The sequence below is a fragment of the Pseudomonas sp. D4002 genome (assembly GCF_013385665.1).
GTDB lineage: Bacteria > Pseudomonadota > Gammaproteobacteria > Pseudomonadales > Pseudomonadaceae > Aquipseudomonas.
Genome location: NZ_JACAPN010000024.1, coordinates 278,953 through 292,797, shown reverse-complemented (window position 1 = coordinate 292,797; position 13,845 = coordinate 278,953). Strand labels below are relative to the sequence as shown.

Sequence of the window (13,845 nt, the reverse complement as noted above, 5' to 3'; positions counted from 1 at the left end):
CTGATGCCTTGGAGGCTCTGTTGGATCTGTTCGGCGGATAGCTCTTGGGACATAGGGGGCACACTCTGGACTAGGCGGCGATTCTAACCTTTATGGCAACCAGGCTGACACCTCAAAAACCCGAACTGAAACCGGACCGAATGTGGGAGCGGGCTTGCCTGCGATGCAGACGGCTCGGTCTTTCAGATAACCGAGGTGATGCTATCGCAGGCAAGCCAGCTCCCACAGGGACATCACAACCCACATGTCCGGCGGCACCGCCAAGTACTGCACAACACGGTATACTCCCGCTCTTTTTTCCGGAGCGACGTCATGTCCCTGCCAAGCCTGCGTCTCAAAGCCAACGCCGATCGTCGTTTGCGCAACGGCCACCTGTGGGTCTACAGCAACGAAATCGATGTGGCCGCCACACCTCTTCACGGCTTCCAGGCAGGCGACCAGGCGATCCTGGAAGCAGCCGGCGGCAAGACCCTCGGCATCGTGGCCATGAGCCCGAACAACCTGATCTGCGCCCGCCTGCTGTCCCGCGACATCAAGTTGCCGCTGGACAAGTCGCTGCTGGTGCACCGCATCAACGTCGCCCTGTCCCTGCGTGACCGCCTGTTCGACAAGCCGTTCTACCGCCTGGTGTACGGCGATTCCGACTTGTTGCCAGGCCTGGTGGTCGACCGTTTCGGCGACATCCTGGTGGTGCAGATCGCTTCGGCGACCATGGAAGCCCACAAGGAGGACGTGATCGCCGCACTGACCCAAGTGCTCAAGCCAAGCGGCATCCTGTTCAAGAACGACTCCGCCGCGCGTGATGCCGAAGGCCTCAACCGCTACGTCGAAACCGTGTTCGGCCTGGTGCCGGAGTGGGTGGCGCTGGAAGAAAACGGCGTGAAGTTCGAAGCGCCGGTGATCCAGGGCCAGAAGACCGGCTGGTTCTACGACCACCGCATGAACCGCGCCCGCCTGGCTCCGTATGCCAAAGGCAAACGCGTACTCGACCTGTACAGCTACATCGGCGGCTGGGGCGTGCAAGCGGCCGCCTTCGGTGCCAGTGAAGTGTTCTGCGTCGACGCCTCCGCCTTCGCCCTCGACGGCGTGGAGCGCAACGCGGCACTGAACGGCGTTGCCGAGAAAATGACCTGCATCGAAGGCGACGTGTTCGAAGCCCTCAAAGAGCTGAAAGCCAGCGAAGAGCGTTTCGACGTGATCGTGGCCGACCCGCCTGCCTTCATCAAGCGCAAGAAAGACATGAAGAACGGCGAAGGCGCCTACCGCCGCCTGAACGAGCAAGCCATGCGCCTGCTCAGCAAGGACGGCATCCTGGTCAGCGCTTCGTGCTCGATGCACTTGCCGGAAGACGACCTGCAAAACATCCTGCTGACCAGCGCCCGTCACCTGGATCGCAATATCCAGATGCTGGAACGCGGCGGCCAGGGCCCGGACCACCCGGTGCACCCGGCGATTGCCGAGACCCGGTATATCAAGAGCATTACTTGCCGGTTGTTGCCGAACAGCTAACGCCCAATTGGAACCGGATCAACTGTAGGAGCGAGCTTGCTCGCGAAAGACGAATAGACAACACGGGCTACCTGATAGCGCTGCGTTATCGTTGACGTTCTTCGCGAGCAAGCTCGCTCCTACAGCGGCAACACACACCATCATGGGCTTGGCCTCCCACAACACTTTTGATTGAATTCCCCGTTTCGCAGACTAGCATCGGTTTCTGGTTTTACTCCGGAAAATAAAAACAATGTCTGAGTCCTCTTATTCGCCACCCCATGGCGACGTAAAACGCCAACAACGCTCGCGCTTCATCCTCATCACCTGCATCTCGCTGATCAGCTTCTTCCCGATCAATATCCTGCTGCCCTCCTTTCCAGCCCTGGCCGCGAAGTTCGATACCTCAACTGCTGAGGTCGCCTTATCCATCAGCCTGTTCACTCTGGTTTTTGCGATTTCCCAACTGATCGCCGGCCCGCTTTCAGATAAATTCGGGCGCAAGGAAGTGCTGCTGGGGTGCATCGTGGTTTCCACCCTAGGCTCGATCGGCTGCGCACTGGCGGCGAATTACCCGAGTTTCCTGCTGTTTCGCGCCGTCCAGGCCATCGGCTGTGGCTTTTTTGTGCTCGGCCATGCGCTGGTTGAAGACCTTTTCGAAGAGCAGGATCGCGCCCGCATCCGCATCTACTACATGACCCTGAGCGGATCGTTCGTTGCGCTGTCGCCGCTGCTCGGCTCCTGGCTGCAAACCACATTTGATTGGCAGGGCAGCTTTTATGGATTTGCGGTGATGGCGCTAGGCATGTTTATCCATGCCTGGCTGATATTGCCGTCCAAGGCGGCCAGCCCTGAAAGAGCCCCTGTTTCGATCATCGCCACGCTGAAATCCATCGCAAGCAACCGGGACTTCATCCGTTACTGGTGGATCGCCGCGTTGGTATTCGCGTGTTACTTCGCCTTGATCAGCGTGACACCGCTGATTTTCATGGATGAGTTGAAGCTGTCCGAATACCAGTACGCGGTAGTGCTGATGGTGTATGGCGTTGCCTACCTGCTGGGCGGCGTTGCAGCAACTGCACTGCAGAAACATATCTCCCTCACGCGACAAATCAACCTCGGGCTGGGCCTGCTGGGGATCGCAGGCGTATTGCTGACGCTGGTGATCAGCTATGAGGCCATGACCACCATCACCCTGCTGATCCCGATGCTGATCAGCGCCCTGGCCGTGACCCTGGTTCGCCCCGCCGCGATTTCCGCGGCCATGTTGCTGTTCTCCAGCAGCGCCGGCACCGCCGCGTCGGCCGGCAACAGCATCATGTTCATCACCGCCGCCGTCAGCAGCGCCGCGCTCGCCCAAGCCGGAGACAACTTGCTGATGACCATCGCCATCAGCTTCATCGTGCTCAGCGTTTGGGGCGTAGTGACGAACATCAGAGTCGGACGCTAACGCTCTCCCACTCCCACTGTAGGAGCGAGCTTGCTCGCGAAAAACATATAGGCGACACGGGCCACCTGATAGCGCTGCGTTATCGTTGACGTTCTTCGCGAGCAAGCTCGCTCCTACAGAAGGCATGACATATTCAGAACCAGTGTTTAAACGCCAATAGACACTGTTGCCTCCTACCGTCTCTCTTCTACCCACACGAAGAGGACGAAGGAATGTCCACCCAGCAAAACGCCCATCGGCTGCGTAAAGGCCGCTATTCGGAATCCGGCCGCATTTACCTGCTCACCGCCGTCACCCATCAACGACAGCTGGCCTTCCAGGACTGGCGCATTGGTCGCCTGCTTGTTCGCGAATTCAGAAAGGCTCAGGACGACGGCGAGGCGACCTCACTGGCCTGGGTCGTGATGCCGGACCATTTCCATTGGCTGGTGGAATTGCACAACGGCGATTTGCCGAGACTGATGCGGATTACCAAGTCGCGAAGTGCCCACGCCATTAACAAAGCGAGGAGTTGCCACGGGACACTTTGGCAAAAGGGCTACTTTGATCGGGCGCTACGCCGGGAAGATGACCTGAAAGCAACAGCTCGATACATCGTCGCCAATCCATTAAGAGCAGGGCTGGTTGAGCGTATCGGCGACTATCCGCTCTGGGACGCCATGTGGCTGTGAAATACGCAACCCTGTAGGAGCGAGCTTGCTCGCGAAAAACCAACAGACGACACGGACCACCTGATAGCGCTGCGTTACCGTTGACGTTTTTCGCGAGCAAGCTCGCTCCTACAGGTAGACGGCCATTCCCTCCGGCCGCCAGCGGTGTAGAATCGGACCTATTCATCGCCAGTCATCCCCCGGCGGGTTTATGAGCTCGAGGCCCAAGCAAGCGGCGATCCCGCGACGCGAGTGGCAACTTCCGGACACACGGCCATTTTTCGGGTGTTCCAGTCGTCAATTAGAAGCTCACTCCCCTTTAGTACTTGATTAGCCGCCCGGAGTGCTCCAATGCCTGATTACCGCTCGAAAACATCCACCCACGGCCGCAACATGGCCGGCGCCCGCGCACTGTGGCGCGCCACGGGGATGAAAGATGACGACTTCAAGAAGCCGATCATCGCGATTGCCAACTCGTTCACCCAGTTCGTACCCGGCCACGTCCACCTCAAGGACCTGGGCCAACTGGTCGCCCGCGAGATCGAACGCGCCGGCGGTGTAGCGAAAGAATTCAACACCATCGCCGTGGATGACGGCATCGCCATGGGCCATGACGGCATGCTGTATTCCCTGCCGAGCCGCGAGATCATCGCCGACTCCGTGGAGTACATGGTCAACGCCCACTGCGCCGACGCCATCGTGTGCATCTCCAACTGCGACAAGATCACCCCCGGCATGCTGATGGCCGCCCTGCGCCTGAACATCCCGGTGATCTTCGTCTCCGGCGGCCCGATGGAAGCCGGCAAGACCAAGCTCGCCTCCCACGGCCTCGACCTGGTGGACGCCATGGTCATCGCCGCCGATTCCAGCGCTTCTGACGAGAAGGTTGCGGAATACGAGCGCAGCGCCTGCCCTACCTGCGGTTCGTGCTCCGGCATGTTCACCGCCAACTCGATGAACTGCCTGGTGGAAGCCCTGGGCCTGGCCTTGCCGGGCAACGGCTCGACACTGGCCACCCACAGCGACCGCGAGCAACTGTTCCTGCAGGCCGGCCGCACCATCGTCGAGCTGTGCAAGCGCTACTACACCGAGAACGATGAGTCGGTGTTGCCGCGCAACATCGCCAATTTCAAGGCGTTCGAAAACGCCATGACCCTGGACATCGCCATGGGCGGTTCCACCAACACCATCCTGCACTTGCTGGCCGCCGCCCAGGAAGCCGAGATCGACTTCGACCTGCGGGACATCGACCGCCTGTCGCGCCACGTGCCGCAACTGTGCAAAGTCGCGCCGAACATCCAGAAGTACCACATGGAAGACGTGCACCGCGCCGGCGGGATCTTCTCGATCCTCGGCTCCCTGGCCCGTGGCGGCCTGTTGCACACCGACCTGCCGACCGTGCACAGCAAATCCATCGCCGAAGGCATCGCCAAGTGGGACATCACCCAGACCACTGACGAAGCCGTGCATCACTTCTTCAAGGCCGGCCCGGCCGGCATCCCGACGCAGACCGCGTTCAGCCAGTCGACCCGTTGGGAAACCCTCGACGACGACCGTGAAAACGGCTGCATCCGCAGTGTTGAGCACGCCTATTCGAAAGAAGGCGGCCTGGCCGTGCTGTACGGCAACATCGCCCTCGATGGCTGCGTCGTGAAAACCGCCGGTGTCGACGAATCGATCCACGTGTTCGAAGGCCGCGCCAAGATCTACGAAAGCCAGGACAGCTCGGTACGCGGCATCCTCGCTGACGAAGTGAAGGAAGGCGACATCGTCATCATCCGTTACGAAGGCCCGAAAGGCGGCCCGGGCATGCAAGAGATGCTCTACCCGACGTCGTACCTGAAATCCAAAGGCCTGGGCAAAGCCTGCGCCTTGCTCACCGACGGCCGTTTCTCCGGCGGGACCTCGGGCCTGTCCATCGGCCACGCTTCGCCGGAAGCTGCTGCGGGCGGCGCCATCGGCCTGGTGCAGGATGGCGACAAGGTGCTGATCGACATTCCGAACCGCTCGATCAACCTGTTGATCAGCGATGAAGAACTGGCGGCACGCCGGGTCGAGCAGGACAAGAAAGGCTGGAAGCCGGTGGAGAAGCGTCCGCGCAAAGTCACCACCGCCTTGAAGGCTTACGCCCTGCTGGCCACCAGTGCCGACAAGGGTGCTGTGCGTAACAAGGCGATGCTTGACGGTCTGTAAACCTCGCCCATAAAAATGCCCCGCCATGTGCGGGGCATTTTTTTGTCTGGAGATAATTCCCCAAACAAAGAAGATCAACTGTGGGAGCGGGCTTGCTCGCGAATTGCGGTGTGCCAGTTACTGAATAAGCTGGCTGATCCACCGCCTTCGCGAGCAAGCCCGCTCCCACATTTTTGACCGAGTCCAGCCGTACTTACTGAATCTCGTCCGGCTTGACGATCACCCAGTTTTTATCCGCCGTCACCGGCAACCCTTCCTTGGCCTGGGCCGCAGCGTGCTTGGCCATCATGCCGTTGAGCTGGGTCATGTATTTGTCTTTACGGTTGATCCACAGGTGGATGCCGCCCTTGGCCACGTCCACATCATGGAACAGCATGTAGCCGTCACTGGTTGGCGTGTCGCCACCGACGATCACCGGTTTTTTCCACTCGTCGATATAGGTCAGGATCGCTGCGTGCTTGCCGGCCATCCAGGTGGCCGGGGTCCACAGGTACGGGGTCAGCTCCAGGCCGAGGTTGGCCTTCTCGTCATACTTGCCGGCGGCAATCTGCTTGCGGGCGGTGGTCAGCTCGCCGGTCTTGCGGTCCTTGAGCAAGGTGGTCACGCCGATGACGTTCTCGGGTTTGACGTTGTAGCCGTACTTCGGATCAGCCGCGACCATGCGCACCAGTTCCTCGGACGCGGCGGTCATCACGTAGACCTCGATGCCGTTTTCCATCAGCTTGTTGAACAGCTCAGCCTGGCCGGTGAAGACCTTCGGCGGCTGCACTTCCATGTTCTTGACCACGTCACCTTCGTAATAGGTGACCGGCACCGGCTTGCCCGACGCCATCATCTCGTCGACGTAGCCCTTGAGTTCCTTGAGGGTGAAGCCGGAGAAAATCTGCGCGACCCACGGGTAGCAGACCATGTCGTCGACTTCGCAGAGGCGGTAGTAGTAGCTGAAGAGGCTTTCCTTGTGGTCAGCGGTGTCTTTGAACGGGATCAGCTTCAGGGAAGGGTCCATGGTGTCGCGGGTAATCAGGCCCTTGTTTTCCAGGTACGGCAGCAATGACTCTTCAAGGTCGTAGCGGTAACTGGTGTTGTCCATGTCGAACACCGCGAAGTTGCCCTTGTTGGCATTGGCAGCAATCATCGTGTCCAGTTGCTTGGCGGCAGCCGCCGGCCAGTGTTTCAACTCGGTGGCGGCAAAGGCCTGGCTCGCAAGGCCCAGGCACAGCGCGGCGGCAAACAGTTTCGGCGCTAGCTTCATGTGCGTTTTCTCCCTGAGTGAAAGACATCGACGCTAACAAATCTGTATGACAGTTATCGCCCGAGCGCGACCGCTTTCGTCGTGATCGCGCCAATGCCATACGCCTGCGCGTCATCCGCTTATTCCAAAAACGACAGTCACCATGCGATAACGTTATTAAATCAATATATTTCAAGCTGTTAGGCTTGCCGGTTCGCAATCGCAGGCTCCTGCGATTGGCTGCCTTCTCAACGGAGCTTCAATGAATCTGCCCCTGATTCTCAACTTACTGGTGTTCGTGGCCTTGCTGCTGGGCCTGGCACAAACCCGCCGAACCAACTGGAGCCTCGCCAAGAAGGTGTTGTTTGCGTTGGTACTCGGCGTGATCTTCGGTGTGGTGCTGCACGCGATCTACGGTGCCGGCAACCCGGTGCTCAAGGCCTCGATCGGCTGGTTCGACCTGGTCGGCAACGGTTACGTGCAGTTGCTGCAAATGATCGTGATCCCGCTGGTGTTTGCCTCGATCCTCAGCGCCGTGGCCCGTCTGCATAACGCCTCGTCCCTGGGCAAGATCAGCTTCCTGACCATCGGCACGCTGCTGTTCACCACGGCAATCGCGGCGCTGATCGGTATCGGCCTGACCAACCTGTTCGGCCTCACCGCCGAAGGCCTGGTGGCCGGCACCCAGGAAATGGCGCGCCTGCAAGTGATCCAGAGTGATTACGCGGGCAAGGTCGCCGACCTGAATATCCCGCAACTGCTGCTGTCGTTCATCCCGCAGAACCCGTTCGCCGACCTGGCCCGGGCCAAGCCGACGTCGATCATCAGTGTGGTGATCTTCGCTGCATTCCTCGGGGTTGCCGCGCTGCAACTGCTCAAGGATGACGTGGAAAAAGGCCAGAAAGTCCTCAACGCCATCGACACCCTGCAAGCCTGGGTGATGCGCCTGGTGCGCCTGGTGATGAAACTGACCCCGTACGGCGTATTGGCGCTGATGACCAAAGTGGTCGCCAGCTCCAACCTGCAAGACATCATCAAGCTCGGCAGTTTTGTGGTGGTGTCGTACCTGGCCCTGGGCCTGATGTTTGTGGTGCACGGCCTGCTGCTGTCGCTGGCCGGGATCAACCCACTGCGGTTCTTCCGCAAGGTCTGGCCGGTGCTGACGTTTGCCTTCACCAGCCGCTCCAGCGCCGCCAGCATCCCGCTGAGCATTGAAGCGCAGACCCGTCGCCTGGGGATTCCGCAGTCCATCGCCGGCTTTGCCGCCTCGTTTGGCGCAACGATTGGCCAGAACGGTTGCGCGGGTCTTTACCCAGCGATGCTGGCGGTGATGGTTGCGCCGACCGTGGGTATCAACCCGCTGGACCCGCTGTGGATCGCGACCCTGGTGGCGATTGTGACCTTGAGTTCGGCCGGTGTGGCGGGCGTGGGCGGCGGTGCGACGTTTGCCGCGCTGATCGTGCTGCCGGCGATGGGCTTGCCGGTGTCACTGGTGGCGCTGCTGATTTCGGTTGAGCCGCTGATCGACATGGGCCGTACCGCGTTGAACGTGAACGGTTCGATGACGGCCGGGGCGATTACCAGCCAGATCATGCAGCAGACGGATAAAGAACTGCTCAATGCCGATGAGCATGCGGAATTGGCGCAGGCCTGACAGACCGCTATCGCAGGCAAGCCAGCTCCCACATTGAACCGGTTTTTTCAGTAATACTCGGTCAACTGTGGGAGCTGGCTTGCCTGCGATGCTCTTAGGCTTTTTCCCAGACTTCGAAGTTGTAAGCCGGCTTATCACCCTCTGCCGCATTCTCGACATTCGACACCAGCTTCCACTGGTTCAAATCAAACTCGGGAAACCACGCATCGCCTTTTGGGCTCAATGCTACCCGCGTCAAATACAGGCGATCCGCCTGCTCCAGCCCCTGGGCATACAACTGCGCGCCGCCGATCAGCATCAGCTCATCCACGCCCTGCGCCTTGGCCCATTCCTCAGCCCGCTCCACGGCCGCGTCCAGTGACGGAAAAACTTCCGCACCTTCCAGCGCCAAGTCGGTCTGACGGCTGACCACAATGTTCAACCGGCCCGGCAACGGTCGCCCCAGGGAATCCCAGGTCTTGCGCCCCATGATGATCGGCTTGCCCAGGGTGGTGGCCTTGAAATATTTGAAATCCCCCGGCAAATGCCAGGGCATGCTGTTGTCGACGCCGATCACACGGTTTTCACCGAGGGCTGCGATCAGGCTTAAAGGGAGAGTTTTTTTCATGGCGACGAGAATACCAGAGCCGCGCGCGGCATACCCCAACCGGCGTTCCAGCGGTTATGCTCCAGACTCACTGGCTCAACAGGACGGCGCGTGACAGCTCTGACCCCCCTGCAAACACTCTGGCTGACCGAGACCGTGCGCCTGCGCGAGGAACACGCGGGCGCCCTGGAAGACCAGGAAGCCAATCGCCTGGCCCGCAGCGCCGGCGGCGATTTGCCCACGCGCATTCAAAACCGTGCGCTGTGGCTGGCCGAACGCGATGGCCTGACCGCCGCCCTGACCCGCTGGCTGCAAGGCGCGCGCCTGGCGCTGATCCTGCTGGCGGTAGTCGCCATTATCAGCGGCGCCGGCCTGGCGTTTGCCGCGCTGGGCAACGGGTTGGCGCCGGTCAATGTGTTCTGGGCCCTAGGCAGCCTGCTGGGTTTGAACCTGATCCTGTTGTTGAGCTGGGCCCTGGGCCTGCTGTTTGCCGGTGAACACGGCGCCAGTCTTGGCCGCCTGTGGTTATGGCTCAGCGAAAAACTCGCCCGCGACGCCAAGGCCGCGCAACTGGCGCCCGCCCTGCTGCTGTTGCTGCAACGGCGCAAGCTCAATCGCTGGGCCGTCGGTGTGCTGGTCAACAGCCTGTGGCTGCTGGCCCTGCTCAGCGCCCTGGTGATCCTGCTGACGCTGTTGGCCACCCGGCGCTACGGTTTTGTGTGGGAAACCACCATCCTGCGGGCGGACACCTTTGTCGCCGTGACCCAAACCCTCGGCGCCCTGCCCGCCTTGCTCGGCTTCAATGTGCCCACTGTCGAGATGATCCGCGCCAGCGGCGATGCCGCCCTGAATATCGAAAGCGCCCGCCAGGCCTGGGCCGCCTGGCTGGTGGGCGTGCTGCTGGTGTACGGCATCCTGCCGCGGCTGATCCTTGCGTTGCTGTGCCTGTGGCGCTGGAAACGTGGGCGCGCCGCCTTGAGCCTCGACCTTAACCTGCCCGGCTACAGCCAACTGCGTGAACGGCTGATGCCCAGCAGCGAACGGCTTGGGGTCAATGATGCGGCGCCCGAACAATTGCACCACGTGACCGGCGGCGTCAGTGAACTGGAAAGCAACGGCGCCCTGCTGGTGGCCATCGAGCTGGACGACCAGCGCCCATGGCCGCCGAAGCTCCCGGCCAGTGTCAAGGACGCCGGCATCCTCGACAGCCGTGAATCCCGCAACAAGCTGCTGGAGCAACTCACCCGCTTCCCGCCCGCGCGCCTGGCCATCGCCTGCGACCCACGCCGCTCGCCGGATCGCGGCAGCCTTGCGCTGATTGCCGAACTGGCCCGCAGCGCCACCGCCACTCGGGTCTGGCTGCTGCAAGCGCCCGCCGGCCAAGCCCTGGATGCTGAGCGCCTGGGTGATTGGCACACGGCCTTGCAACAACTGGAGATACCGTTCGCCGATTGCGCGCCGCTCACCTGGCTGGAGACCGGTCATGACTAAGCCCCTGAAACTTGCGGTGGTCGGCCACACCAACGTCGGCAAGACCTCGTTGCTGCGCACGCTCACGCGAGACGTCGGCTTTGGTGAAGTCTCCCATCGTCCCAGCACCACCCGGCATGTCGAAGGTGCGCGCTTGTCGGTGGACGGCGAAGCCTTGCTGGAGCTGTACGACACGCCGGGCCTGGAAGATGCCATCGCCCTGCTCGATTACCTCGAACGCCTGGACCGCCCCGGCGAACGCCTCGACGGCCCGGCACGGCTGGCGCGTTTTCTGGAAGGCAGCGAGGCCCGGCAACGCTTCGAACAGGAAGCCAAGGTGCTGCGCCAACTGCTCGCCTCCGACGCCGGGCTGTATGTGATAGACGCCCGGGAGCCGGTGCTGGCCAAGTACCGCGATGAGCTGCAAGTGCTCGCCAGTTGCGGCAAACCGTTGCTGCCGGTGCTCAATTTTGTCAGCAGCGCCGACCACCGCGAGCCGGACTGGCGCGAAGCCCTCGCCCGCCTCGGCCTGCACGCGCTGGTGCGTTTCGACAGCGTCGCGCCGCCGGAAGACGGCGAGCGCCGGCTCTATGAAAGCCTCGCCCTGCTGCTGGAAAACTCCCGTGGGCAACTGGAACGGCTGATCCTTGATCAGGAAGCCCAGCGCCAGGCTCGCCAGCAAAGTGCGGCGCGGCTGATCGCCGAACTGCTGATCGACTGCGCCGCCTGCCGCCGCAGCGTGGTCAGCGAAGCCGAGGTAGAACAGCAAGCCATCAGCGAACTGCGCAAAGCCGTGCGCCAGCGCGAACAGCGTTGCGTGGAGGCCTTGCTCAAGTTGTTCGGCTTCCGCCCGCAGGACGCCGCCGCCAGCGATCTACCGCTGCTGGACGGGCGCTGGGGCGATGACCTGTTCAACCCCGAGACCCTCAAGCAACTGGGCGTGCGGGTCGGTGGCGGAATCGCAGCCGGCGCGGCGGCCGGCGCAGGTGTGGATCTACTCGTAGGCGGCCTGACCCTCGGCGCCGCCGCACTCGCCGGTGCCATCGCGGGAGGCGCGCTGCAAACTGCCCGCAGTTATGGCAGCCGCCTGCTGGGCAAGATCAAGGGCCAGCGCGAGCTGACCGTCGACGACAGCGTGCTGCGCCTGTTGGCCCTGCGCCAGCGGCAACTGCTCAAGGCCCTGAACCTGCGGGGCCATGCGGCGATCCACAGCATCAAGGTCGACACACCCCAGGACAAGACCTGGCGCGAAGGCAAATTGCCGGAAGCCCTGAACAAGGCCCGCGCCCATCCGCAATGGTCGTCCCTCAACCCGCACCCCAAATTGAGCCAGGCCGAACGCCAGGAACAGGTCGAAGCCCTGGCCCAGCGCCTGGACGAGACCTAAGCCGCCAACAACTGCCGGGCCTTGGATTTCAACACTTCAAGGTCCAGCACCGGCACGTGCATTTCCTTGGCTTGTTCATCCCAGTGACGCATGCGCAGGCTGACGGCGCACAACGGGTCCTGCTCAAACGCCCGGGCTTCCTCGGCGGTCATCACGCCGCCCTGGTAACCCAGGGTGCGGCGGCTGGCCTCGCTCAACCGCGCATAGTAGTCCGGCTGGCTGAAGGTCAGGTAACGCTTGGCCTGCACGTGGTATTCCACCAGTTTTGCCATCCGCTCGCTGAAGCCTGCGCGGCGCAGATAATCGGCGCCCAGCCGTTCATGGCTGACCACACCATAACCGCCCATGTTCTCGCCACCTTGGCCGCAGATATGCCCGATATCGTGGAAGAACGCTGCCAGCACCACTTCATCATCGAAGCCCTCAGCCATGGCCAACTGCGCAGCCTGGGACATGTGCTCGATCTGCGAGACCGGTTCGCCGATGTAGTCAGCCGTGCCGTGCTGTTCGTAAAGGCCGAAGACCTCGGCGATTGCCTGCTCTGCGTTCATCACGCGCTCCCCCACAACTCTGTGATATTGCGCTCCGCCATCGCCGGCCCAACGCTCATGCCCACGCCGGTGTGCATCAACGCCGCACTCACCCCCGGCGCCGCCCGCAGGAACGAAAACGGCCCTGGGCCACGGGAACCATAGACACCCTGCCAGCGCTCCACGACCTGGATCTTGCAGCCCAGGGTATGTTCGGCCAGTTCGATCATCCAGTTGTCCACCTGTTCGGCGTTGAACGGTGAAGGATCGCTGCCGTAATGGTGGGAATCCCCGATGATCAGTTCGCCATAGGGTGTCGGGCTGATCAGCAGGTGAATACCGTTTTCATGCAGGTGCGGTACATCCCGCAGAATTTCGGCCTGTACCGGCGCGGCTTCCGGCAAATCGGCGAAGGCGCCGTAGTGCACGCAGCTGAGGCCGGTCAGCAGCGCGTGTTGCAGGTTCAACTCCACCACTGGCCGGGCGCGCAGCATTTGCAGGCGGCAGATTTGCGGGTTGAGTTCGGCAATCTGCTCGGCCAGCAGCGTCTGGTAGTCGTGACCGGAGCAGACAATGATCTGCTCGCCGCGAAAGGAGCCGGCAGTGGTGTGCACCTGGCCGGGCTCGATGTCGCGGACCAGGGTAGAGAAATGAAACTCCACGCTCAGTTCGCGGCTCAGGTAGTTGATCAGCGCCGGGATGGCTTCGCGGGAATACAGTTGTTGATCATCCAGGCCGTGAAGCGCAGCGCGGTGATGGGCGAACTGGCCACCGTACAGCTCGTGCAGGGCGGCGCCTTGCAGCAACTTGACGCGATAACCGTGTTCTTGCGCGCGACCGGCGCAGAAGGCTTCAAGCAAGTGCTCTTCGGCTTCGGTGCGGGCGAACAGATAGGAGCCGTTGCGCTTGAGCTGGATGCCGGCGAGTTGCGCCCACTTGCCCCAGATTTCGCGGCTTTCCCGCGCCAGGTCGAGCATCGGCCCGGGCGGCTGGCCGGTGACCAGTGCCTGGCCGAAGTTGCGCACGGAAGCACCCAGCGGTGTGGCGCTGCGCTCGAAGACCTTGACCTTGAGGCCGCGTTTGGCGGCCGCATAAGCGTGGGACAGGCCGAGGATGCCGGCGCCGATGATCAGCAGTTGTGTCATGAAGACCTCTCGTTCCCACGCTCCGCGTGGGAATGCATCCTGTGACGCTCCGCGTCACGAC

Annotated in this window: 11 protein-coding genes; 7 read left to right on the top strand and 4 right to left on the bottom strand. The window is 61.9% G+C overall.

Annotated features, from left to right (window positions below; translation table 11 throughout):
• Positions 1–312 precede the first annotated feature (312 nt).
• From HX824_RS18575 to ilvD, 4 genes are all read left to right on the top strand, one after another.
• Positions 313–1,509: a class I SAM-dependent rRNA methyltransferase gene (locus HX824_RS18575; protein ID WP_003213799.1), complete on the top strand. Its 1,197-nt coding sequence runs from the start codon at positions 313–315 to the stop codon at positions 1,507–1,509.
• Positions 1,510–1,741: 232 nt separating this feature from the next.
• Positions 1,742–2,938, top strand: coding sequence for an MFS transporter (locus HX824_RS18570; protein WP_003213800.1), 1,197 nt, complete (start codon positions 1,742–1,744; stop codon positions 2,936–2,938).
• A gap of 212 nt (positions 2,939–3,150) precedes the next feature.
• Positions 3,151–3,609, top strand: coding sequence for a transposase (locus tag HX824_RS18565; protein ID WP_177054916.1), 459 nt, complete (start codon positions 3,151–3,153; stop codon positions 3,607–3,609).
• A gap of 330 nt (positions 3,610–3,939) precedes the next feature.
• Entirely contained in the window at positions 3,940–5,781 is a 1,842-nt protein-coding gene (gene ilvD, locus HX824_RS18560) for a dihydroxy-acid dehydratase (protein WP_003213802.1), read from the top strand.
• Positions 5,782–5,974: 193 nt separating this feature from the next.
• On the opposite strand, the gene HX824_RS18555 is transcribed toward ilvD, so the two are convergent.
• Positions 5,975–7,033, bottom strand: a complete 1,059-nt coding sequence (locus HX824_RS18555) for a haloacid dehalogenase-like hydrolase (protein WP_256344485.1) — start codon at positions 7,031–7,033, stop codon at positions 5,975–5,977.
• Between the two features lie 241 nt (positions 7,034–7,274).
• On the opposite strand from HX824_RS18555, the gene HX824_RS18550 reads away from it, so the two are divergent.
• On the top strand, positions 7,275–8,666 hold the full coding sequence (locus HX824_RS18550; RefSeq protein WP_003213804.1) for an L-cystine transporter: 1,392 nt from the start codon (positions 7,275–7,277) through the stop codon (positions 8,664–8,666).
• Between the two features lie 94 nt (positions 8,667–8,760).
• Here HX824_RS18550 and HX824_RS18545 read toward each other — a convergent pair whose 3' ends face one another.
• Complete coding sequence (locus HX824_RS18545; protein ID WP_177054915.1) at positions 8,761–9,273, bottom strand: dihydrofolate reductase; 513 nt, start codon at positions 9,271–9,273, stop codon at positions 8,761–8,763.
• A gap of 90 nt (positions 9,274–9,363) precedes the next feature.
• On the opposite strand from HX824_RS18545, the gene HX824_RS18540 reads away from it, so the two are divergent.
• Complete coding sequence (locus HX824_RS18540) at positions 9,364–10,743, top strand: DUF2868 domain-containing protein (protein WP_177054914.1); 1,380 nt, start codon at positions 9,364–9,366, stop codon at positions 10,741–10,743.
• Positions 10,736–12,109, top strand: coding sequence for a DUF3482 domain-containing protein (locus tag HX824_RS18535; protein WP_102604114.1), 1,374 nt, complete (start codon positions 10,736–10,738; stop codon positions 12,107–12,109). Before HX824_RS18540 ends, HX824_RS18535 begins: the two co-directional genes overlap by 8 nt.
• On the opposite strand, the gene HX824_RS18530 is transcribed toward HX824_RS18535, so the two are convergent.
• Entirely contained in the window at positions 12,106–12,660 is a 555-nt protein-coding gene (locus HX824_RS18530; protein WP_177020254.1) for a phosphonate degradation HD-domain oxygenase, read from the bottom strand. The genes HX824_RS18535 and HX824_RS18530 overlap by 4 nt on opposite strands.
• A complete protein-coding gene (locus HX824_RS18525; protein ID WP_177054913.1) occupies positions 12,660–13,784 on the bottom strand; it encodes a TIGR03364 family FAD-dependent oxidoreductase in 1,125 nt (374 codons plus the stop codon). Before HX824_RS18525 ends, HX824_RS18530 begins: the two co-directional genes overlap by 1 nt.
• Positions 13,785–13,845 lie beyond the last annotated feature (61 nt).